Annotated in this window: 19 protein-coding genes; 13 read left to right on the top strand and 6 right to left on the bottom strand. The window is 47.7% G+C overall.

All coding sequences use genetic code 11. The annotated features are described in order from the left end of the window. Positions 1-151 precede the first annotated feature (151 nt). Positions 152-460 (top strand): hypothetical protein, encoded by a 309-nt coding sequence (locus KVT36_RS29550; RefSeq protein WP_217607034.1) that lies wholly within the window; start codon positions 152-154, stop codon positions 458-460. Here KVT36_RS29550 and ygiD read toward each other — a convergent pair. Next, positions 457-1,338, bottom strand: coding sequence for a 4,5-DOPA dioxygenase extradiol (gene ygiD / locus KVT36_RS29545; protein ID WP_254640251.1), 882 nt, complete (start codon positions 1,336-1,338; stop codon positions 457-459). The two genes, KVT36_RS29550 and ygiD, sit on opposite strands and share 4 nt — an antisense overlap. An 88-nt stretch (positions 1,339-1,426) precedes the next feature. Next, positions 1,427-3,862, bottom strand: a complete 2,436-nt coding sequence (locus KVT36_RS29540) for an ABC transporter permease (RefSeq protein ID WP_217607033.1) — start codon at positions 3,860-3,862, stop codon at positions 1,427-1,429. 172 nt (positions 3,863-4,034) lie between these two features. On the opposite strand from KVT36_RS29540, the gene KVT36_RS29535 reads away from it, so the two are divergent. Together KVT36_RS29535 and KVT36_RS29530 are read left to right on the top strand one after the other, a co-directional pair. After that, complete coding sequence (locus KVT36_RS29535) at positions 4,035-5,093, top strand: trans-acting enoyl reductase family protein (RefSeq protein ID WP_217607032.1); 1,059 nt, start codon at positions 4,035-4,037, stop codon at positions 5,091-5,093. Between the two features lie 390 nt (positions 5,094-5,483). Further along, a complete protein-coding gene (locus KVT36_RS29530; protein ID WP_217607031.1) occupies positions 5,484-6,584 on the top strand; it encodes a Gfo/Idh/MocA family protein in 1,101 nt (366 codons plus the stop codon). Between the two features lie 13 nt (positions 6,585-6,597). On the opposite strand, the gene KVT36_RS29525 is transcribed toward KVT36_RS29530, so the two are convergent. After that, a complete protein-coding gene (locus KVT36_RS29525) occupies positions 6,598-7,986 on the bottom strand; it encodes a Fic family protein (RefSeq protein ID WP_217607030.1) in 1,389 nt (462 codons plus the stop codon). A 200-nt stretch (positions 7,987-8,186) separates the two neighbouring features. On the opposite strand from KVT36_RS29525, the gene ligD reads away from it, so the two are divergent. Then, positions 8,187-10,283, top strand: a complete 2,097-nt coding sequence (ligD, locus tag KVT36_RS29520; protein ID WP_254640250.1) for a DNA ligase D — start codon at positions 8,187-8,189, stop codon at positions 10,281-10,283. Between the two features lie 3 nt (positions 10,284-10,286). Here the strand turns inward: ligD and KVT36_RS29515 are convergent, their stop codons facing one another. Then, positions 10,287-10,517, bottom strand: a complete 231-nt coding sequence (locus KVT36_RS29515) for a hypothetical protein (RefSeq protein ID WP_217607029.1) — start codon at positions 10,515-10,517, stop codon at positions 10,287-10,289. A gap of 201 nt (positions 10,518-10,718) precedes the next feature. On the opposite strand from KVT36_RS29515, the gene KVT36_RS29510 reads away from it, so the two are divergent. Then, positions 10,719-11,123, top strand: a complete 405-nt coding sequence (locus KVT36_RS29510; RefSeq protein ID WP_217607028.1) for a hypothetical protein — start codon at positions 10,719-10,721, stop codon at positions 11,121-11,123. A gap of 36 nt (positions 11,124-11,159) precedes the next feature. Here the strand turns inward: KVT36_RS29510 and tam are convergent, their stop codons facing one another. Then, positions 11,160-11,942, bottom strand: coding sequence for a trans-aconitate 2-methyltransferase (gene tam, locus KVT36_RS29505; RefSeq protein WP_217607027.1), 783 nt, complete (start codon positions 11,940-11,942; stop codon positions 11,160-11,162). 102 nt (positions 11,943-12,044) lie between these two features. On the opposite strand from tam, the gene KVT36_RS29500 reads away from it, so the two are divergent. After that, positions 12,045-13,025 carry an SDR family oxidoreductase gene (locus KVT36_RS29500; RefSeq protein ID WP_217607026.1) on the top strand — a complete coding sequence of 327 codons (981 nt, stop codon included), beginning with the start codon at positions 12,045-12,047 and terminating at the stop codon, positions 13,023-13,025. 12 nt (positions 13,026-13,037) lie between these two features. After that, the gene (locus KVT36_RS29495) at positions 13,038-14,357 is read left to right on the top strand and encodes a M23 family metallopeptidase (protein WP_217607025.1); all 1,320 of its coding nucleotides are present in this window, start codon (positions 13,038-13,040) and stop codon (positions 14,355-14,357) included. Positions 14,358-14,379: 22 nt separating this feature from the next. Here the strand turns inward: KVT36_RS29495 and KVT36_RS29490 are convergent, their stop codons facing one another. Then, entirely contained in the window at positions 14,380-14,907 is a 528-nt protein-coding gene (locus KVT36_RS29490) for a DinB family protein (protein ID WP_217607024.1), read from the bottom strand. A gap of 409 nt (positions 14,908-15,316) precedes the next feature. On the opposite strand from KVT36_RS29490, the gene KVT36_RS29485 reads away from it, so the two are divergent. The 6 genes from KVT36_RS29485 to KVT36_RS29460 form a co-directional block, all read left to right on the top strand. Continuing rightward, positions 15,317-16,144, top strand: coding sequence for a hypothetical protein (locus KVT36_RS29485; protein ID WP_217607023.1), 828 nt, complete (start codon positions 15,317-15,319; stop codon positions 16,142-16,144). Then, on the top strand, positions 16,134-17,687 hold the full coding sequence (locus tag KVT36_RS29480) for a vanadium-dependent haloperoxidase (RefSeq protein WP_217607022.1): 1,554 nt from the start codon (positions 16,134-16,136) through the stop codon (positions 17,685-17,687). Before KVT36_RS29485 ends, KVT36_RS29480 begins: the two co-directional genes overlap by 11 nt. 163 nt (positions 17,688-17,850) lie before the next feature. Next, positions 17,851-18,747 carry an AraC family transcriptional regulator gene (locus KVT36_RS29475; protein ID WP_217607021.1) on the top strand — a complete coding sequence of 299 codons (897 nt, stop codon included), beginning with the start codon at positions 17,851-17,853 and terminating at the stop codon, positions 18,745-18,747. 89 nt (positions 18,748-18,836) lie between these two features. After that, the gene (locus tag KVT36_RS29470; RefSeq protein WP_217607020.1) at positions 18,837-19,538 is read left to right on the top strand and encodes an SDR family NAD(P)-dependent oxidoreductase; all 702 of its coding nucleotides are present in this window, start codon (positions 18,837-18,839) and stop codon (positions 19,536-19,538) included. A gap of 99 nt (positions 19,539-19,637) precedes the next feature. Beyond that, positions 19,638-20,789 carry an efflux RND transporter periplasmic adaptor subunit gene (locus KVT36_RS29465; protein ID WP_217607019.1) on the top strand — a complete coding sequence of 384 codons (1,152 nt, stop codon included), beginning with the start codon at positions 19,638-19,640 and terminating at the stop codon, positions 20,787-20,789. A 102-nt stretch (positions 20,790-20,891) separates the two neighbouring features. Further along, positions 20,892-22,095, top strand: a 1,204-nt coding sequence (locus KVT36_RS29460; RefSeq protein ID WP_217607018.1) for an efflux RND transporter permease subunit, incomplete at its 3' end; no start/stop codon positions are given.

The following is a 22,095-nucleotide window of genomic DNA, read 5'->3' as shown; positions in this document are numbered from 1 at the left end:
CCGCCTCCCTCACTCCCATTTAGATACAATTTAAAAAAATACATCAAGAGTTGCCGAATGTTAAAAACAGTGTCAATAAAACAATAAAATAGTAACTTGACGGAGTAATTAGCTGTTACCACTTACCACGTTTTAAAAAACTGAACAATCTATGCTTGAGCAGTCTACCACTACTACTGGGAGCATCTACAGCGCCATTGAAGAAAAGACCATAGATCTTTGTCTGCGGAAGGGTATGATAGAAGGCATAAAGTATTACTGGAAGGAAAAAAATCAGCAAACAGGCATCAGACAATCCTTACGCCTGGCCAAAGAAGATGTGGAAACCTTATTGCGCACCCGTGGCCTGCGCGATGCTGTAAGACAACCAAAGAACAAAACATGGCTGGTGATGGTGGGCATCATCCTGCTAAGTATTGCTGTGGCCATTTACTTTTATTTCAGGGCCCAGGTACATTAACCCATCTTCACAGAAGTCATTGTAAAAGATCCCATTACTACCTTGTCATTAAAGAACACAGGCTGATCTTTTGCGCCCTGCAGTCCCAGTGTGTACAACAGCGGGTAATAGTGATCCGGTGTGGGAATGGCCAGTTTGGCGGACTTGCTTAACTGTTCATAATGGATCAGCGCCTGGTGGTTACCTTCTATTATATTCTTCTTAAACAATTCATTCATTTCAACAGACCAGTCAAAGGCAAACTCCGGGGTATCCATTTTATCCCAGGCTGCCATGCGCAGGTTATGCACCATGTTACCGCTGCCCATGATCAATACGCCTTTTTTGCGTAAGGCGGCCAGCTCCTTAGCCAGCTCATAGTGGTAAGCCGGTGGCTGGTGGTAGTCTATGCTTAACTGCAGCACGGGTATGTTGGCGTTGGGGTACATGTGCCGTACAATGGTCCAGGTGCCGTGATCCAGGCCCCAGTCGTGATCCAGTCCTACATGTGTTTTAGTGATCAGCTGCTGCGTAGCGGCGGCCAGCTCCGGGCTGCCCGGGGCCGGGTATTGCACGGCGTGCAGCTCCGGTGGAAAACCGCCAAAATCATGAATGGTTTTGGGATGTTCCATGGCGGTGATATGCGTGCCTCTTGTAAGCCAGTGTGCAGATATTACCAGTACGGCTGCCGGCGTGGGGATCTCTTTCCCCATTTGCGCCCAGCGCTGGCTAAAGGCATTATCTTCAATACCGTTCATGGGGGAACCATGCCCTACAAATAACACCGGCATGATAGTATCCTGTTCGTTCAGCCCATTGGTAAAGTTCCTGAACGATTGTAATGAGATCATAGCTGCTGCTCCTCCTATTAATTTCCCTATAAAATCTTTTCTTTTCAAAGGGATAATGTTATGGTTTTTACCCTGCAAAGGTACGCCTAAAACGCGGGTGCAATGTAACAGCTAACCTGGAGGTAAGCAGGGCAGCTTACTCTGCCCGCAGGCTCTTGACCGGGTTGGCTACTGCTGCTTTAATGGCCTTCATGCTTACGGTAACCAGGGCTATGAGCACAGCTATCAGGCCGGCCAGTAAAAAGGTCCACCAGTTAAGGTGAATGCGGTAGGCAAAATCCTGTAACCACCGTTCCATAGCCAGCCAGGCCACGGGAAAAGCTATCAGCGCAGCTATTAATACCAGCTGCAGGAAGTCTTTGGACAGCATGGCCACTATGCGCTGTGAGCTGGCGCCTAACACCTTGCGGATGCCTATTTCCTTTACCCGCTGCTCTGCAGCATAGGTAGCCAGTCCAAACAAACCCAGGCAGGCGATCAGGATGGCCAGCACTGCTGCCAGCAGGAAGATGGTTTCCCGTATCCTATCCTCCCGGTAAAACAGCTCCCATTGTTTATCCAGGAAATGGTATTCAAATAAATGTTCGGGGTCTATATTCCGCAAGATGGCATTCATTTTTGCCATGGTAGCTTCTGTATTCCCCGCAGCAATGCGGGCGGTAAAATAGTCGGGGCCATGAATGGGATTAGTGGTAAAACCCAGCACCATGGGGGCTAAGGGCGTATGTAAGGATTGAAAGTTAAAGTCTTTTACAATGCCTACCACTCTTACCTGCAAACGTACCTCCTCCGGGTCCTCGCCAAAATTAACCGTAGGTATATCCAGCAGCTGCTCCCCGGGTGTGATGATACCCAGCTCCCTGGCGGCGGTTTCATTTATAATTACGGACAGGGAATCTCCTTTACCTTCCCTGAAATTACGCCCCTGCAGCAGCTTTATCTGGTAAGTATTCAGGAAACTGTCATCCACCCCTAAGTAGTACATATCATTTCCCCCGGTTACAGCGGTATGCTCATTCCTTACTTTTATTTTAGGCAGGCTTTTCCACTCGCCCGGCACGCGCGAGCTTACGGATACAGCCTGCAACTGCGGCAGCCGGGCAAATTCATTTTTAATAACAGCTGCGCTGCGTCCTATTTTGCGGCTGTTAATATCCACTACCAGCAGCTGCGTTTTGTTAAAGCCCATGTCTTTGGTACTTACATATTTCATTTGCTGGTACACTACCATGGTAGCAATGATCATAATAATGGACAGGGCAAACTGGAACACTACCAGCCCGCGGCGCAGCGGTATGCTGCCTTTTACGGCGGGCAGCTTGCTTTTTAGCAGCAATACCGGCCTTAAACGCGATTGGAAAAAAGCAGGGTACACGCCGGATAACAACGCCGCAGTAATGGCCGCGCCTATAACGCCTATCCATATACGGTGATCCGTACTGCCATCCAGCGCCAGCTGTTTTTCGGTAAAAGCATTGAAAGCGGGCAAGCAGGCTTTTACCAATACCAGGGCCAGGGTCAGCCCTACCAGCGTAACCAGCAATGCTTCTGCCATAAACTGCCCGGCCAGGTTGTAACGGGAGGCGCCGGCTACTTTACGTACACCAATTTCCTTAGCCCGGTTGGTAAAGCGCGCCGTGGTAAGATTTATATAATTGATACAGGCTATCAGTAATACAAATAATGCGATGATGGAAAACACGTACATATAGGCCAGGCTGCCTGTTTTACCCAGGTTGCCTTCAATATTATCAGAATAAAAATGAACGTTCTTTAAAGGCTGTAATGTAAGATGCAGCCCGCTTTTATTATCTGCCTGCCGGTTAGCGGCTACCAGCTGGTTCAGCTTAGCTTCCACGGCTTGCGGGTGTGTTTTGTTATCCAGCAGGGCAAACGAAACAAATTCATTGGCATTCCAGTTGGCCTGGGCCTTTTTGCCTTTGTCGCCGCCTATTAAGGTGGCTTCTGAAAATACGTAATCAAAGGTGAACTGTGTATTTACCGGCAGGTCTTTTAATACGCCTGTTATCAAATAAGGTAAACTATCTACCCGGTTGGCGCGGATGGTTTTGCCTATTACATCCGTAGTGCCAAACAGTTTCCGGGCGCCGGTTTCCGTAACCACTACAGTATGCGGTGCATTTAAAGCGGTCGCAGGATTGCCCTGCAATAACGGGAAGTCAAACACCTGCAGAAAGGCGCTGCTGACGGTCATAAAATCGCCATAGATCACGCGCACATTATCAGGTGATGCCATGTTGACCCGCCCCCAGTAACTGATGCGCGTTACCTTTTGTATCTCCGGGAATTGAGCAGCCGCGCTTTCAGATACCGGGTAACCCACATAGGCTACCTGGTTAGCCTTACCTTCAGGGCTGGTGCTGCTTTCCACGATGCGGTAAATGTTATTACTATGCGTGAAGAAGCGGTCAAATGTAAGCTCATCAAAAATATACAGGGATACCAGCAAAAAGCTGGTGAGGCCAATAGTTAAGCCGGCTACATTGATGAAGGAAAAGGTTTTGTGCTTCATCAGGTTACGCCAGGCTGTTTTAAAATGGTTACGGATCATAAGGCAAGCGTGTTAGCGAAGGCCAGCTAAGAAAGTGCCATATTAACAGCCCATTCTGCTTCAATGTATTACACCTGTGAGCATGATAAAAACTGTTCACTTCTGAACACCAGTGTTCGTTTTTATAGCCGCAACCACCTAAGTAATAATCATATTTTCGTACATTGCCAAGATGGAATCCAATACTTTCCTACTGTATGGCGCCTATGGCTATACCGGTGAATTAATTGCACGTTATGCTACACAATATGGGCTATCACCAATCCTGGCCGGCCGCCGTGCCGCTGCATTAGCCCCCTTAGCTGCCCAGCTGGGTTTGCCATATGTGGCCATTGACCTGGACGATACACCTGCCCTGCTGGCCGCACTGCGCCAGGTAAAGGTAGTGGTGAATGCTGCCGGTCCCTATAATTTTACTGCTAAACAAATGGTGGAAGCCTGCCTGCAAACCGGCACCCATTATGTGGACCTGAATGGCGACCTGGATATTTTTGAAATGATCCGGAAGTATGATGCTGCAGCCAAACAGGCAGACATCATGTTATTACCTGGCGCTGGTTTTGATGTGGTACCTACTGATTGCCTGGCACTGTTCCTGAAGAACAAGTTACCTGATGCGGTGGACCTGAAGCTGGCATTTACTATCCGCGGCAGCGGCCTTTCCCACGGCACTGCTGTTAACACGGTTCAAAAGCTGGGAGAACCGGGCGCCGCACGCCTTAACGGTCATATAGTAAGTGAGCCTGTGGGTAAAAAGGCCATGTGGGTGAGCTTTGGCGGCAAACCCATATTTGTGCTTAGCCTGCCCTGGGGCGATGTAGCTACGGCCGGCTACAGCACCGGCATTCCTAACATACGCGTCTATACTAATATGCCAATGATAGCTTATTGGTTATTAAAAGTACAGGTCCTCTTTAACTGGCTGTTGCGCAACCCCATTGTACGCAGCATTATTAAACGTAAAATAGACCGCGGCCCTGCCGGCCCGGGAGATGTAATGCGCACCCAGGCCACCAGCTATATGTGGGGCCAGGCTACCAACGCCAACGGACAAACGGTTACTGCGCGCCAGCGCACACCAGAAGCCTATGACCTTACGGCTTATGCCTCCTTACTTATTACACAGAAAATATTACAGGGAAATTTTACCGCAGGGTATCAGACACCAGCTATGGCTTATGGGGAGAACCTGGTGATGGAGCTGCCCAGGGTACAGCGGGAGGTGTTGTAAATGTGCGGATGTGTAGATGTGAAGATGGATCTGACATGGATGGAACCAGGGATTGACATGGAGAGAACATGAACAGGACATGGGATTAACCTGGGAGCGGCATGAGAGCGACACGGGAGTATCATGAGGTAAAGGCGTACTTAAAGTGTAGTAAAAGCGTTGGTAACACGGGAATGCACGTATGTGTGCAGGTGGAGGGGCGCGTTATTAATGCGCAGATGGATGGATGCGGAGCTTGTCATTTGCACATCTGCATATTTGCAAATATGCACATTAAAAAGGTTGCCCGTGCCCATAAAATCCATTAACTTCATAACGTAGCAATGCCACTGTAGATAACAACTGAACCGTGTAATTGTTTAACCTTAACCACATAAAATTCTAACCGTTATGACCTCCACCTCCCGCAGAGATGTATTGAAAACACTGGCTGTAGGCAGCAGCGTGCTCCTGCTTTCCCCTAACGTGCTGTTATCTGCCACCCGCCCTAAAAAAGACAAGCTGGGCGTAGCCCTGGTAGGCCTGGGTTATTACAGCACAGATCTGCTGGCCCCTGCCCTGCAGCAAACTAAGAACTGTTACCTGGCCGGTATTGTAACCGGCACCCCTTCCAAAGCAGAAGCCTGGAAAAAGAAATACAACATCCCAGACAAGAATATTTACAACTACCAAAGCTTTGACCAGATAGCCAATAACCCGGATATAGATGTGGTATACGTAGTGCTGCCGCCTTCTATGCACAAAGAATACGTGATACGCGCAGCCAATGCCGGCAAACATGTGTGGTGCGAAAAACCTATGGCCATTACGGAAAAGGAATGCCAGGAAATGATAACGGCATGCCGTAAAAATAAACGCTCGCTGGCAATAGGCTACCGCCTGCAGCACGAGCCCAATACACAGGAATACCGCCGCATTGTAAAAGAGCAATTGCTGGGCAAGGTAAAAGAAGTGAACTGCGCCGCCGGTTACCGGGATGACCGCACCAACCACTGGAAACAGATCAAAGCTATGGGCGGCGGCGTAATGTACGATATGGGCGTGTATGCCATACAGGGCGCACGCCTGGGCAGTGGTATGGAACCCATAGCCGTACTATCTGCACAAACCTCCACCACAAGGCCGGAGATCTATAAGAACGGGCTGGATGAAACCGCCATTGCCACACTGGAATTTCCCGGTGGTGTGCTGGCCCATATTAAAACCAGCTTTGGTGAAAATGTGAACTTCATGAACATTACCTGCGAAAAAGGCGATATTAAACTGGCGCCTTACTCCGGTTATAACGGCGTAAGGGGCAGCAGCCCTTTGGGCGAAATAAACCATCCTTATGAAGTGCCCTGGCAGCAGGCCAAACAAATGGATGATGATGCACAATCCATTATGCAGAAAAAGGCTATGCTGGTACCCGGTGAAGAAGGCCTGCGGGATATCCGTATTGTGGAAGCCATTTACCGGTCGGCCGGTAGTGGTAAAAGGGTGATGATATAATTATCAGGGGTAATCAATGCTTTCCCCAAACTTCTTTCCATCGCGCAAACGCTGATGGTCTGATCCAATAGCGGGCGAAATTGCCTTCATGCAAAGACAGAAGTTCAGTATCAACCGTTTCGGTAAATTTTGATTGATCTTTATCGGGGAGTGTTGCAGCCTTGATACGGATCAGCCTCTTAGCATCTTCCGGCGGTATGGCATTGGACACAATTTCGGTGACAAGACTACGAATATCTTCACGGTATTTCAGCCGGAACATATCTGGCTCACCCAATGATTGACGCAAGGCGGCATATCGAAGCGCCGAACGTTCATAAGCCCACATGAATACGTTTTTCAGTAATTCGACGCGATTGAGTTCATAAACTCCTAACATTCCCTGTACATAAAGGTCTTCGGGAACATCGACGAAAGCCAACGGGGCAAGATTATGTTTGTTCAGGGGTATATTGGCAGCCAGGCGCGCCACGCGTTTATTAACATCATCAAAAGGCTGGAGATACGGCAATTGCACCATAACAAAAAATGCCTGCTCAAAAGGATCTTGAATTTCTCCTGCTTTTTCGAGCAAGATCCCGAACATTTCTTCGATCTGCTGCGGTATGCTTAACGGTACAAAAACAGAATTACCAATCCCTACGCCGAAGCTACGTAACCGGCCTGAAGCGGCAGGATCGGATAACAAGTTGTTAGAGAGCAGCGCATGCAGGTTGGTGATCGTATAGCGGTTAAAACCGATTTCATCGGCTGCCTGCACAATGAATTCAATGGCGTCCTTATGGTTAAGGATCATTTGCGCTTCTGCCGCCGTTTTATCATCGGCAGCCTTGCCCTGCGAAATAAGCTGCTGCGTATCCAACAAGCTGTAAGTGTTTCCTTCCAGACGGCTTGAGTTCCAGGATAAGTCGATAAGAAGCCTTTGCAGAATTTCTTTGGCATAGGTTCCTGCTGGTTGATCCAACCGCATTGTCTTTCCTAATTCTGTGAGCTTACGCTTGTCATCCGGAGTAAGATAACTGTCAACATTCGGGCGATAAGAGAGCAAAAAATCCAGGTTATATCCTACAGGACGGCGAACAGAGCTAGGCCGCATAACTGCTTTTCGTATCTCTTTACCTTCATGTGATAAAGGAATAGGAACAATTTCCCCCTCTTGTACAGTTTCTTTAATTTCGATAGGAGATTGGACAAGATAATAGAGGGTCGCACGTGTTTTGCCGGACGTTGTGATAATCCCCATTTCCTTCAATTTGTTCAATCGTCTTTGCAAAGTGCGAAGCTCAATTTCCAACCCGGAAGCATCTTTCAAAGCCTCAAGTGAGGCTCCCGATTTGAACTGTTCAAAAGTTTTACGGATGATTTCCAACTCGTGACTAATATCAGCTTGGCTAGTTTTCATTACGACACATTACAATGGTTATTTGACGAATATACTAATTATATGTCGCAAAATGAGATATTACGACATATAAATTCGTTATTTGTCGTAATATCTCATTTTGCGACATTAATCCCGTTTAGCCTGAAAACTGATAGGCATCCAGCCACCATTGCAAAACCCGGCACGTATTTTAGGCTCCTTTTTATAAAAAGGAACACATGCCGCGTAGTACAACTGCCGCTGCCAGGCCCGTCAGCAAAAGCAAAGCAAAAAAGGCTGCTAAAACGCCTGTAAAAAGGAAGCTGCCAACAATACCCGCAGCCCCTAAAAGCGCGCCTAAAAAGCCATTCCCCGCAAATATAACGCCTATGCTGGCTACGCTGGCCGATCAGCCTTTTGACGATGCCGGCTGGGTGTATGAGATCAAATGGGATGGCTACCGTGCCCTGGCCCTTATGCACAAAAGCATGATGGAGCTGCGCTCCCGCAACAATAAATCTTTTAATGAACAATTTTACCCGGTGTATGAAGCCATCCAGGAATGGGGCATACAGGCTGTGGTGGATGGGGAAATTATTGTGATAGACGATAATGGCAAGGCGGATTTTAGCCTGCTGCAGGGCTGGCGCAGCGAGGCAGACGGCGCCCTGATCTATTATGTGTTTGACCTGCTGTGGCTGAACGGGCACGACCTTACCGGCCTGCCGCTTATTGAACGCAGAGCCTTGCTGGAACAGCTGGTACCCCCCAATGACATTATACGCCTGAGCGAAAGTTTTGCCACTTCCGGCACAGAATTTTTTGAGATAGTGAAGAAAATGGGACTGGAAGGCATTATAGCCAAAAGGGCGGATAGCCTGTATTTTCCCAACCAGCGCAGCAAAGACTGGCTGAAGATAAAGACCAGCCAGCGGCACGAAGTAGTGATCGGCGGTTACACCCGCAACAAAGACTCCCGCAAACCTTTCAGCGCCTTACTGGTAGGGCTGTACGAAAATGGTAAGCTGCAGTATACCGGTAAAATAGGTACCGGCTTTAATGATAAGCTGCAAAAACAATTACTGCAGCAGTTCAAACCTTTGGAGATAGCGAAATGCCCGTTCACCAGGGTGCCGGATATTAACAAGCCCTCCCGCTTCCGGCCCAACCCGCCGGAGGCTAAGGCCGTCTGGTTAAAACCCAAACTGGTATGCGAGGTAAGCTTTCGTGAAATGACCACTGACGGGGTAATGCGCCATCCTTCTTTTGAAGGGATGCGTGCAGATAAGGAGGCCATCCAGGTAGTGGAAGAGCAGGAAATACCGGCCAAAGCCAGGGTAAAAACAAAGGCCACAGCTACCGGCAAAAAGCTGCTGACACCAGCCGGTAAGGCTGTGCGTAAAACCATGCTGAACCCTACGGATAAAACCCAGGTGCGGCCGGTGGGCGGGCATGCGCTTAAATTCACCAACCTGGATAAGCTGTTCTGGCCAAAGGAAAAGATCACCAAACGGGATATGTTGAATTATTACTACCAGGTAGCGCCGTATATGCTGCCCTATATGAAAGACCGGCCACAATCTTTAAACCGGCACCCCAATGGTATTACCGGCAAAAGTTTTTACCAGAAAGATGTTACCGGCAAAGTGCCGGACTGGATAACCACCTTTCCCTACCACAGCGATATGGATGGCCGCGATAAAAATTTCCTGGTTTGCACGGATGAAGCCAGCCTGTTATACATTGCCTCTTTAGGCTGTATTGAAATGAACCCCTGGAGCAGCCGCATACAAATGCCCGATAACCCGGACTGGTGCCTGATAGACCTGGATCCGGACAAAACCACTTTTAACCAGGTAATTGAAGCAGCGCAGGTAACAAAAGAAATACTGGATGCAGCAGATGTGGCCTCTTATTGCAAAACATCCGGCTCTACGGGTTTGCATATTTACATTCCTTTAGGCGCTAAGTACACGTATGAACAATCCAAGGAATTTGCCCGGATAATTGCGAAGCTGGTGCAAAAAACCATTCCCGGTTTTACTACCATTGAAAGGGCTACGGCTAACCGTAACCGCAAAATGTATATTGATTTTCTGCAGAACCGCCCGCAGGCTACCCTGGCGGCTCCTTATGCCTTGCGGCCCAAACCCGGCGCCACCGTATCTATGCCGCTGCATTGGGAGGAAGTAAAAAAAGGATTGCAAATGAAAGACTTTACCATTCACAATGCAATGGACCGCCTGAAGCAGGAAGGCGACCTGTTTAAACCAGTTTTAGGTAAAGGCATTAATATGGAGAAGGCATTGAAAAAAATGCAAAACCTATATATGTAAGCGTTATACATTCATGCTTACGATCCTTGCAAATCCTACATCGCTGATAATATGCGGTCCGTACGGCCTGTCCACTAAATGGAACTTCACCGTTCTTCCTATATTCTCTTTGGCTTCATCCAACTGATCGAAATAAATTAAGGCTGAAAGTAATTCATCGCCCCGCTTGAATTGCACATGCGGTAATTCAGACACCGGGTGCAGTACGATAGTACCTGTTAACGTTTTTTCCACTTAATACACATTTTCAATGATAGCATGATCGCTCTCACCCACGATTTGTCCCCCTAACATTCAATACAGCTGGAAACTAATGTTTTTCCGCATTATTTCCATCACTATTTTGTACAGGCGGCTGAAATGTTAGGCTGGCACAGGCTGCTCCCCCATTAAATATCAAAGGATAAACCTATACTTGCAGCATAATTGTATGTTATGATAGAAGGTACGGATGTGCGTATTGGCAACCTGGTATGGTATTACGATTATAATATGACGGAGACGGTATTTCGCGTAGAAGGCATACTGGACGGGTATATACATAACACGCTGCTGCCCAGGAATAAATTACCGTTTAAGGATGTGCATCCTATTAAGCTGGAAACAGATCACCTGCTGGATTTTAATTTTTTGCAGGAAGAAGGTGTGCATCATAATATTTACGCGTATAAATATAACCGGCAGGATAGTATTTATGTGCGGGATGATGGTTATTCATTTCAACCGGTTGCATATTCAGCGGGCAGCGGGTTTGTAGCTTATGGCCGGCCGCTGGCGCATGTGCACCAGTTACAGAACCTGTTCTATGATATTACCCGGGAAGATATTTTTATTGAATAAAAAGTACAGGCTTTTTATTAACCCGCCACTCCCCTTTTACCGTTGCGCAATAATAAATAACCGTGGGAAAGGCAATAACACGGTACCGTTCGCATTAATAGTGTACGCCCTTTCAAGAGCGGCCTGGTATTGATCCAGAAAAGCGCTCCGCTCTGTATTGTTCAGCGGATCCAGGAAAGGACGAAGTCCCGTGCTTTTGAACCACTCCACTATTGCAGCTGCACCGCCTTCCAGCACATGATAATAAGTGGTACGCCATATATCAAGGCCGGATACCTGGTGGTGTAATTGCTCATAATACCATTGCGCATCATGCCGGGCTAAATGCGCGATGCCGGAAAGTTTTTGCGCCCAGGGGCCCTGTGCGGCTGTTTCACGCATTAAGCGGTGGGCGGGTTCGTCCAGGTTATCCGGTACCTGCACGGCCAGGCTTCCGCCCGGCGTTAGCTTGCAGATAAGCGCGGGAAACAGGGAAGCATGATCCGGTACCCATTGCAATGCAGCATTTGCCAGTATAACATCAAAAGACCCCTGCTGCTTCCAGTCAGTTATATCAGCTATCTCAAAATGTACTTCCGGCAAGCGCTTTCGCGCGGCACCGATCATATTGACCGAACTATCCATGCCGGTGATCAATGCCCCCGGGTATTGATCTTTTAATAGCTGGGTTGAGTTACCGGGCCCGCAGCCAATATCCGCGGCAGTATTCACCTTTATTGCTGGAATGTGTGCCAGCAGATCCAGCACCGGACGATTCCGTTCCTGCTCAAATTTTGAGTACTGATCAGATGACCAGGTATCAGCATTGTTTCCGGACATTCTTGAAGAATTTGGGTATTGCAAATATAAACCATCTGATTACGCGGTTAACGGCAACAATACCGTGGCACTGTTGTTGAGCAACAACCGGAAAATATCTTTATGAACAGGGATATAACCGGAAAAACAATTGTGATCACCGGCGCTTCCAGCGGCGCTGGCAGGGCTGCTGCGGTGGAGCTGGCTGCCAGCAGGCCCTCACTGGTACTGGCAGGCAGAAATACTGTTTCGCTGGAAGAAGTGGCTGAAGAATGCAGGGAATTTGGTGCAGATGTACTGGTAGTGCCTACGGATGTAACCGATGCTGCTGCCATGAAAAAGCTGGCTGCAACGGCCCATGACTGGGGTTTAGGTATAGATGTATGGATCAATAACGCCGGTGTGCTGGCAGCAGGTGATTTTGATGAAACACCCCTGGAAGTGCATAACCAGGTAGTAGCCACCAACCTGCTGGGTTATATGAGCGGCGTGCATGCAGTACTGCCTTATTTTAAGCAGCAGCGCCATGGTATTATCATCAATAACATTTCCATTGGCGGTTATTTGCCGGTGCCTTATAGCGCCGGGTATACAGCCAGCAAGTTCGGGCTGCGCGGCTTTTCAGAGGCGCTTAAAGGCGAGCTTAGCCCATGGCCGGAGATCTATGTTTGCGACCTCTTTCCCCATTTCCTGAATACGCCGGGCATGCTGCATGCAGGTAATTATACTGGCAAAGTATTAAAGCCTGCACCACCAGTACAAGACCCGGTTAAAGTGGCCAGGTCCATTGCCGCACTTATTAAAGATCCAAAGCCGGCCAGCTATACCCTTCCTTCGCTGATATTTAAAGCAGCACATAGCGCATTCCCCGGATTGACCACAAAAATCACCGGTATGGTAATACGTAAATACTTTAGCTTAGCAGAACCCATTGCCCGCACAAATGGCAACCTCTTTAATACGGTGGATTATGGCATGAGCACCAAGGGAGTTTTCCCGGCTGCTGCCACTATCAATAAAGCAAGGCGCAAAGCAACAGCAATGGGTTTCCTGGCAGGTTTTGCCATCGGCATTTATTTGTTGTCAAAAGGGAGCTCAAAATAAAAGCGGTTTAAAATGATTGCATATCACAGCAGGACAACAGGCATTTTATGTACCTGCTTTGTCCTTTTTTTTGCTGCCTGCTCTACCCCAAAAAGAGGATTATTTACAAAACAAACAGCCCATGAGCAATACGCCAGCCGCCTTACTGATGCCGGCCTTGCCGGCAGCGCCCTGGGCAGCTTATGGTTTGCTGCAGCGGAAAAGGCCCTGGCACGCCCGCTAAGCATTACTTTACCTTATAAGGAAACCGGCTATTTTGCAGCAGAGAAACCGGATGCAGCAGGTTACCTGTTCCCGGCCCACCGGGGTGATGTGCTAAAGATTGCCATAAACGGGAAAGCGACCGGCAGCTTCAAAATTTTTGCAGACCTGTGGCAGCCGGCAGCTGCTAATGAGAAACCTACCCTGCTGGCAGCAGCAGATACCACTTCCTGGACCCTGCTGCATGAAGTAAAGGCTGATGGCCGTTTTTTACTGCGCCTGCAACCTGAATTATTACGCAGCGGTGAATATACCGTTACTATTACTACTGCGCCCTCCTTAGCGTTCCCGGTGCCGGGCAGCACACAGCCCCGTATTGGCAGCTTCTGGGGCGCTAACCGGGATGGTGGTACCCGCAGCCACGAAGGCATTGATATTTTCGGCAAATTCAGAACACCGGTTATATCAGCAGCCAATGGTTTTATCAGCAGCACCCGTGAAAACAAACTGGGAGGCAGGGTCATCTTCCTGAACCCTGATGGAAAACCTTACAGCTTATACTATGCCCATCTTGATTCAGTACTGGTACGCGAAGGACAAAAAGTAAAGCTGGGCGATACCATTGGTTTAATGGGGAATACCGGTAATGCCCGCAACACGGCTACCCATCTGCATTTTGGCATTTATACCAATGGCGGCGCCATAGACCCGCTTCCTTTTTTGAACAGGGACCGGCCTGCACCTGCTGAAGTAACAGCAGCTACAGCCCTGCTACAGCATATCATCCGCAATACCAGCGCCACCACCCTGCTTGCATCTCCTGTAAAGAACAGTACACTCATAGAAAAACTGCCAGCCAACCGGGTAATGCAGGTAATGGCTGCTACCGGCAGCTGGTATAAAGTAACATTGCCTGACAGCCGGGAAGGATTTGTGGAGAGCAAAACAGTATCTGCACAGCCTTATAAAAAGCAGCTGGCTAAAAATGCTACCCCTTTGCTGGATGCACCTGATACCACAGCAGCAGTTAAGATCACCATTCCTGCAGGCGCTGATATGGATATTTTAGGTGAGCAGGGCACTTACCGGTTTATAACATACGGGGAGCAAAAAGGCTGGGTGCAGCTGTAAATAGTGTAATGAGCAAAACAGCCTATACTAAATACTTTTCCCTGATAAAATTGCAATGATGCTGGTTATGCCCCACTGCCATCCAGCCTAAGCTGCGGGCGGAGTAAATTATTTTCTTGTCCGGGAAATCTTTAAAATCCAGCATTGCCGGGGTCATGCTGCTGAACAGGCTTATAGTTGCATCGCGGATGGTTATCAGCTCATCCCGTATATCCGCCAGGGTACGGTTAGCCGCATGAAAATCTTTAGAATAGGTATCCCCTGCCGGTGGCACTTCCAGGTCAACATCTATTTGCCGGGAGTAACAAAAAGCTTTGTAGGCATAGTAGCGTTCATCATCGGCCATGTGAATAAAAACCTGCTTTATTGTCCATTTGTCTTCCGCGTATTTAAAATTTTCTTTTGATAAAGGAATGGAGCTGATCAGGTCAAGCATCTGCTGTTTATTATGCTGCAAAGCTGCTATCAGGTCATCGCCAGGGGCCAGGTTAAAAAAGTAAGGATACCAGGCAGGTGCATCATCTACATTTGGACGGCCGATCTTTAACATATAGGTTTGAAATTGACGGGATAAATTTAGTACATACCCCTTTACTATTAAAGTGTTATACAGGAATAGATGTAAATAATACCTTTCTGCTTTTTCGGGAAAAAACTTATATTCGCCTCAACGAACAATGAAGAGATTACCGTGGTGTAATTATCAACCAATTAGCTTAAATCGTATAGAAGAATTTCCTGTACTTATTATAATTGCTATATATAAGCACAATACAGTGATCATTTGCCTTTGTCCAAGATCTAATCCGCCAATACCGGAATGATACCTTATGGAATTCGCTTACATAAATTAATACTATGAAATTTTTTACGACGATGTGCGTATGCATCTTCATGGTTTGCCGTGTGCAGGCGCAAACAGACATGGATGCTATTAGCTGAATAAAAATGTGCTGTGCGTGGGCGGCATGTACAGTCATAACAGCTGGAAGAACTACTGGGAAGGCACCTATAAAAGGGACAATGAAAACCTGGGTACCGTTAACACGCAAATGATGGGGATAATGGGCAACTATGGCATTACCAGCAAATTAAATGTGCTGTTTAACCTGCCCTATGTGCAAACCAAAGCTACCAATGGCACCCTGAAAGGCCTGAAGGGCGTGCAGGATCTTGGACTTTCCGTGAAATATAAGATCCATACTTTCCCCCTTGGAAAAAAGGGGAAGTTAGCTGCTTTTGCCATCGGCAATTTCTCGTTCCCGCTCACGAATTATGTAGCTGACTTTTTACCTATGTCTATTGGGCTTCACAGCAAGAACCTCACTTTCAGGGGCATGCTTGATTACCAGCTTAGTAAATTCTTTATCACTGCATCCGGATATTATACTTTAAGAAGCAATATTAAGATAGACCGTAACTCTTATTATGATACGGAAATGCATCTTACCAACGAGGTGGATATGCCCAATATGGCCGGCTTTAATGCAAGAGCAGGTTACAGAAGCCGTACGTGGATAGCAGAAGCAGTTTTGGATAATATGAATACGCTGGGCGGTTTTGATATCCGGAAGAATGATATGCCATTCCCAAGCAATAAAATGAATGCCACCATGACCGGCGTTAATTTCAAATATTCATTTGCCAAAGCCCTTCGCGGCCTTGAGTTAACAGCCGGCGCAAAGTATACGGTAGCAGGCAGGAATGTGGGCCAGGCCACTATAGTGAACGGCGGCGTTTTTTACCTGATGGACTTTTCAAAAAAACATGCAACTTATGAAAACTAATCTTACCTATAAATTACTGATGGTAACGGTGCTTAGCGGCCTGGTATACGGGTCGTGCTCAAAGGACCTGAATGACCGCTCCGAAAGTTATCCTGCACTAACCCCCGCCAGCATTGACCTGGATGCCGGTACCTGGAAACCTGTGCTGCTGACCGCACCCGGCGAATTTGCCGTTGCAGCGCCGGTGGCCACCACTACCCCAGCCTATGTAGCGGAGCTGAATGAAATAAAAGGTTTGCAGCGCAACCTTAGCGGCAACGATAAAAAGATCATTAAATACTGGAGCGCCGGCGCGGTATTAAGGTGGAACGAAATATTACGCGAGCTGGTAGCAAAATATAATTTACCTCCTTATCAGAATCCGGATGACACGTATCCTGCACCCAGTGCAGCTAACCCGTTTGCCTATCCTTATTTTCCGTTTGCCAATCCGCCCTATGCAGCGCGGGCCTATGCCTATGTAAGCGCGGCCCAGTATGATGCGCTGGTAGCAACCTGGCATTATAAGAAATTATACAACCGTGCAGCGCCTTATAAAGTAGATTCACTGGTACAGGCCCTGGTTCCAAAGTCGGACCTGCCCTCTTACCCCAGTGAAGATGCTGCAGTTGCAGGAGCTGCTATAGAAATGCTGAAATTGTTATTCCCCGGCGAGGTGGCTTACATTCAGCAAAAAGCCGATGAACACAAACGGTACCGGATTATGGCGGGGGCTAATGTGCGCAGCGAAATTGAGGCCGGTGAGGCATTGGGCAGGCTGGTGGCGCAAAAATTCTCTGCCAGGGGAAGAGCCGACCGTGCAGGGCAAGCCATCGGCAATCCTGACCTATGGAGAAAACTGGAAACAGATACGGAAGCAAAAGGAGAGGTTTGCTGGTTTAGCCTTGAATCGCCCAAAAGGCCGCCCATGCTGCCGTTGTTTTCAAAAGTAAAAGGCTTTTTATGCGATTCAATGGATATTATTAATATGCGCCCGGCGCCGCCGCCCTCCACCTCTTCACAGCAGTTTAAAGAGGAAACAGAAGAAGTGTTATACTACAGCCAACATGCTACCCGCGACCGTTTGCGCATTGTGCATTTCTGGGCCGATGGCGCCGGCACCTACACTCCTGCCGGCCACTGGGATGCCATTGCAGCCGATGAATTTGTAAAAGAGGGCTACAGCGAAGTAAGATGGGCCAGGAACTTTGCGCTGATCAATATGGCATTAATGGATGCTGCTATTGCCTGCTGGGATGCGAAATATTTTTATTTCAATCCCAGACCTTCGCAGTCAAATTCAAATATTAAAACATTAACGGGCGTACCTAATTTCCCTTCTTATACATCCGGCCACTCCACGTTCAGCGCTGCGGCGGCCACTGTGTTAACGCACCTGCTGCCTGACAGGGGATCCAAATTCAATGACATGGCTACAGAAGCTTCTATGTCGCGCTTATACGGCGCTATCCATTACCGGAGTGATTGTACGGTGGGGCTGGAAAACGGTAAAAAAGTGGGTGAGCGTGCTGTGTTAAGGGCGCAGACAGATGGGGCGGAATAAGCTGAAAGCGTAAAGCGTAAAGCATAAAGCTTAATGCTACGGGCATATGATCACTTCAAAAAAAGTTGGTAGCCTGCAGCTTCGGGCTTTATGCTTTATGCTTTACGCTTTACGCTTTTTGCTTTCAGCTCTTTATATTTGCTGCTGTTTCCCACATTATAATATGAATGAACAGGAACGCACACCGCCGGGTATCAGCATTATTGAAGGAATAACTGTTTTCAATGAAAAGGGTATTAATATGGAGGATTACGCCCCCATGATCAATAAACCCTTCCGTGCAGAAACCGGCGGCTTCTTTCTTGTTACCAGCGGCGCTATGCGGCTGCAATGCAATCTTGAAACCCTTACCTGCACCCAGGGCTGCATGTACTTCATTATCCAGGGGTTTATTTATACTATTGAAGACATTTCTGAAGATTGCAATTTTACCGGTATTACCATGGACACTGATTTTCTCCTGAAAAGCGGGATCCACGTTACTGGTAGTGAACTGTTCCAGATGACCGCCTCCGGCATCAGTCATCAGTACAACATTAATAACAGGGAGGTGGAAATGATCACCACTATGCTGGATATATTAACCGCCAAACTTACCAATAGTGATCCCCTTCATTTTCAGAAAGAGGTGATCCAGCATCAGCTCATGGCATTGCTTTATGAAACCGGGTCTGTTTTCAGGAAGTACAACGATTTTCAATCCATAAAACTTAACCGAAAAGAAGATCTTACGGCCAGGTTCCTGGACCTTTTACGGCTGCATGTTAAAAGTGAGCGCAGCCTTCAGTTCTATGCCAGCCGCCTGTCTGTAACAACCGGTCATCTTACAAAGGTTATTAAACAGGTGATCGGCAAACCGGCAGGTGAGCTGATAGATACAGCGGTGATAACGGAGGCCCAGATACTGCTTAGCAACCCCGCAGTGAGTGTGGCGCAGGCAGCAGAAGAGCTGCAGTTCAGCGACCAATCCTTTTTTGGAAAATACTTTAAAAAACACACCGGCCTCTCTCCTTCCACTTATAAGCAGACCGTTAAAAACGGAAAAAATAACCTGTTTTGACCAATTTTGGCTGTAATCAGACCTTTTACACCCTTCTTTTTTTATCCAATTTTGCATCGTCAGTTCCTTATTCAACTGACCTGTGAGAAATGGGTAACAGCTTATCAGGTAAAATTGCGCTTGTTGTTGATGGAACCAGTTATGTAGGTAAAGGCATTGTGCAGGCTTTTCTTGAAGAAAATGCAACGGTAGTGGTACCGGCTTCCAGTGTAAGTGATATTGCCGGCTTAAAGGCCGCGCTGCAAAGCGTTCCGCAGGATAAACTGGTTACCTTTCTCACAGATATAGCAGACTATGCGAAGGTGAAGGATTATGCGGATATGCTCTATAACCAGTTTAAACGTATAGACCTGGCCGTTACCTATATAAATGCCAGCCGCAATACCCGCTCTTTCCTGCAAACTGATATTGAAGAATGGCAAACAATGGGTAACAGCCTTACTGCTTACTTTGCAGCCAGCAGGGCACTGTTCACCTTAATGCAGGACCCCGGCAGCATGTACATTACCATGAGTAATGCAGCACACCTTGCACGCAGGCCGCATACCGGCCTGCACCACCTTTCCAGCCTGTTTCAAATGGAAATTGCAGGCCTGTTTGCGCGGGAAAAACACAAGATCAAAACCAGGTACCATCATGTGTATATTGAAAATGTTATTGCTCCTGTAATGGTAGGGCAATTCATTATAAAACTGTACTGTGGCCAGGCAGCAGCGCCAGAGAAAATATTCCAATGCTGCGTTACTAAAACTTTTCATAACGAAATAATACAGGCTATACTGAAGGATTAAGCTATGTCATTACACAGCTGCCGTACTATACTCCGCTATGGAGCGGTTATACTATTGCCTGTGAGGTAGCGTAACACTAAATATTTAATTATACGAATAATGAAAAAAACAACCGCTGTAAGGACAGGAACTGCCGGATTGGTCTTATGTCTTTTAGTACCAGCATTAATGATCCAGGGATGTAAGGGAACAGCAGAAGGGCAAACCGCCGCTGGCGCCCCGCCTCAAAAGTTGCCCGTTATTACCATACAACCCGCACAAGCCAGGGTAACAACCGTGTATAGCAGCACCCTGGAAGGCGTAGTGAATGTTGAGGTAAGGCCCCAGGTATCCGGAAGCCTGCTAAAAATTTATGTAGATGAAGGCGCCCTGGTGCGGGCTGGCCAGCCGCTGTTCTTTATAGATGACCGGGTATACCGGCAGCAGCTGAATACGGCCCTTGGTACCTTGCATAGTGCGCAGGCCAATGCGGAATCTGCCCGTATAAATGTAGCCAAAACAGAAACCCTGGTACAGAACAAGGTAAGCTCCAATATAAACCTGGAAACAGCGCAGGCAGCTTTTGCTGCTGCGAAAGCGGTGGTAGAACAGGCACAGGCTGCGGTAGAAAGCGCACGCATAAACATCGGTTATTGCACTATTACAGCCCCGGTGAGCGGTTATATAGGGCGCATACCGTTTAAGCTGGGAAGCCTGGTATCCCCTACCGGTACCACAGCGCTTACCATGTTATCAGACACGCATAACGTGAACGCCTACTTCAGCATGGGTGAGCGCGATTTTGTAAATTTTGAAAAGCAGCACCCCGGTAATAATACGGCACAAATGCTGGATCATGTTCCTCCTGTGTCCCTGCAATTACCGGATGGCAGCCTGTATGCGGAGAAAGGAAAAATAACCGCTGTAGAAGGCCAGTTTGATAAAGGAACCGGCTCCATTACTTTAAGGGCCACTTTCCCCAATAACAAAGCAATACTGCGTTCCGGCAATACCGGTAAAATACTGATAGACCAGGAGTTTGATAACGTGCTGTTACTGCCCATTGCATCTACCATGGAAATACAGGATAAAATATATGCCTTTACAGTAGATAACGGTAATAAGGTAAAACAGGTGCCCTTACAGTCATCCGGCAAAACCGGTACAGACTACATTATCACGGGTGGCCTGCAACCCGGCGCCAGGGTGGTAAGCCAGGGCTTTGAACGCCTGCAGAACGGAATGACCATTACGCCGGAACTGGCAAAATAAATTCCGGACAAACAAATCAGGCGATCCTTTAAAACCGTTGAGTGGCGTTTGCATATGCCGCTTTTAACACAGCGCATTGCAACATAAAACATGTGATCCATTATGCTTAAAAAATTCATAACAAGACCCGTTCTTGCAACAGTGATATCCCTGATATTGGTAATACTGGGTATTGTGGGTATGACCTCGCTTCCCATTACACAGTTCCCGGATATTGCGCCTCCCTGTATAACAGTAAGCACCGTATACCCCGGCGCCAGCAGTGATGTAATAGCCCGCTCTGTAGCGCCCCCGCTGGAAGATGCCATTAATGGCGTGGAAGACATGACCTACATGACCTCTACTTCCAGTAACGATGGTACCCTTACCATTAATGTATATTTTAAGCTGGGGGTTAATCCTGACCAGGCCGCGGTGAATGTACAGAACCGCGTATCCCAGGCTACCAGCCAGCTGCCGGCAGAAGTGATCCAATACGGCATCACTACTTTAAAACAGCAGAACAGCACCATTATGTTCCTGGCTATAACCGCCACGGATACATCATATGATGAAACCTTTCTGCAGAACTATGCCAAAATAAATATAGTGCCTGAAATAAAACGTGTGAATGGTGTGGGCCAGGCAAACGTATTTGGCAACAAGGATTATTCTATGCGCGTTTGGCTGAAGCCGCAGGTAATGGCCGCTTACGGCATTACGCCGCAGGAAGTAGCCGCCGCCATACAGGACCAGAACCTGGAAGCCGCACCGGGCCGGTTTGGGCAAAGCACGCCGGAAGCCATGGAATATGCTATTAAATACAAGGGCAAACTCTCTACCCCGGAAAGTTATGAGAACATTATTGTACGCGCCAATACAGACGGCTCTGTACTAAGGCTGAAAGATATAGCGCGGGTAGAGCTGGGTGCATTCAACTACACCATCAACGCTACCTTTAATAAAAATAAAACGGTGGTAGCCGGCATTTATCAAACAGCCGGCTCCAATGCCAATGAAATAGAAACACAGCTGCAGGCAAAAATGAAGGAGCTGTCCAAATCCTTTCCGCCGGGTATTACGTATGAAATACCCTACAGCTCCAAGAAATCACTGGATGAATCTATTAACCAGGTGATACACACGCTTGTTGAAGCCTTTGTGCTGGTGTTTATTGTGGTGTTCATCTTTTTGCAGGATTTCCGGTCTACCCTTATTCCTGCCATTGCGGTGCCGGTATCTATTGTAGGTACCTTCTTCTTTATGAAGATCTTTGGTTTCTCCATTAACATCCTTACGTTGTTTGCGCTGGTACTGGCCATTGGTA

The organism is Chitinophaga sp. GbtcB8, assembly GCF_019091455.1.
Taxonomy (GTDB): Bacteria; Bacteroidota; Bacteroidia; order Chitinophagales; family Chitinophagaceae; genus Chitinophaga.
This window is presented reverse-complemented; position numbering and strand designations above follow the sequence as displayed.

Excerpts from the sequence above, each read along its gene's own strand:
- KVT36_RS29550 (WP_217607034.1), top strand. The coding sequence starts at position 152 with ATGCTTGAGCAGTCTACCACTACTACTGGGAGCATCTACAGCGCCATT.
- KVT36_RS29540 (WP_217607033.1), bottom strand. The coding sequence starts at position 3,862 with ATGATCCGTAACCATTTTAAAACAGCCTGGCGTAACCTGATGAAGCAC.
- KVT36_RS29535 (WP_217607032.1), top strand. The coding sequence starts at position 4,035 with ATGGAATCCAATACTTTCCTACTGTATGGCGCCTATGGCTATACCGGT.
- KVT36_RS29530 (WP_217607031.1), top strand. The coding sequence starts at position 5,484 with ATGACCTCCACCTCCCGCAGAGATGTATTGAAAACACTGGCTGTAGGC.
- KVT36_RS29525 (WP_217607030.1), bottom strand. The coding sequence starts at position 7,986 with ATGAAAACTAGCCAAGCTGATATTAGTCACGAGTTGGAAATCATCCGT.
- ligD (WP_254640250.1), top strand. The coding sequence starts at position 8,187 with ATGCCGCGTAGTACAACTGCCGCTGCCAGGCCCGTCAGCAAAAGCAAA.
- KVT36_RS29510 (WP_217607028.1), top strand. The coding sequence starts at position 10,719 with ATGATAGAAGGTACGGATGTGCGTATTGGCAACCTGGTATGGTATTAC.
- tam (WP_217607027.1), bottom strand. The coding sequence starts at position 11,942 with ATGTCCGGAAACAATGCTGATACCTGGTCATCTGATCAGTACTCAAAA.
- KVT36_RS29500 (WP_217607026.1), top strand. The coding sequence starts at position 12,045 with ATGAACAGGGATATAACCGGAAAAACAATTGTGATCACCGGCGCTTCC.
- KVT36_RS29495 (WP_217607025.1), top strand. The coding sequence starts at position 13,038 with ATGATTGCATATCACAGCAGGACAACAGGCATTTTATGTACCTGCTTT.
- KVT36_RS29490 (WP_217607024.1), bottom strand. The coding sequence starts at position 14,907 with ATGTTAAAGATCGGCCGTCCAAATGTAGATGATGCACCTGCCTGGTAT.
- KVT36_RS29480 (WP_217607022.1), top strand. The coding sequence starts at position 16,134 with ATGAAAACTAATCTTACCTATAAATTACTGATGGTAACGGTGCTTAGC.
- KVT36_RS29475 (WP_217607021.1), top strand. The coding sequence starts at position 17,851 with ATGAATGAACAGGAACGCACACCGCCGGGTATCAGCATTATTGAAGGA.
- KVT36_RS29470 (WP_217607020.1), top strand. The coding sequence starts at position 18,837 with ATGGGTAACAGCTTATCAGGTAAAATTGCGCTTGTTGTTGATGGAACC.
- KVT36_RS29465 (WP_217607019.1), top strand. The coding sequence starts at position 19,638 with ATGAAAAAAACAACCGCTGTAAGGACAGGAACTGCCGGATTGGTCTTA.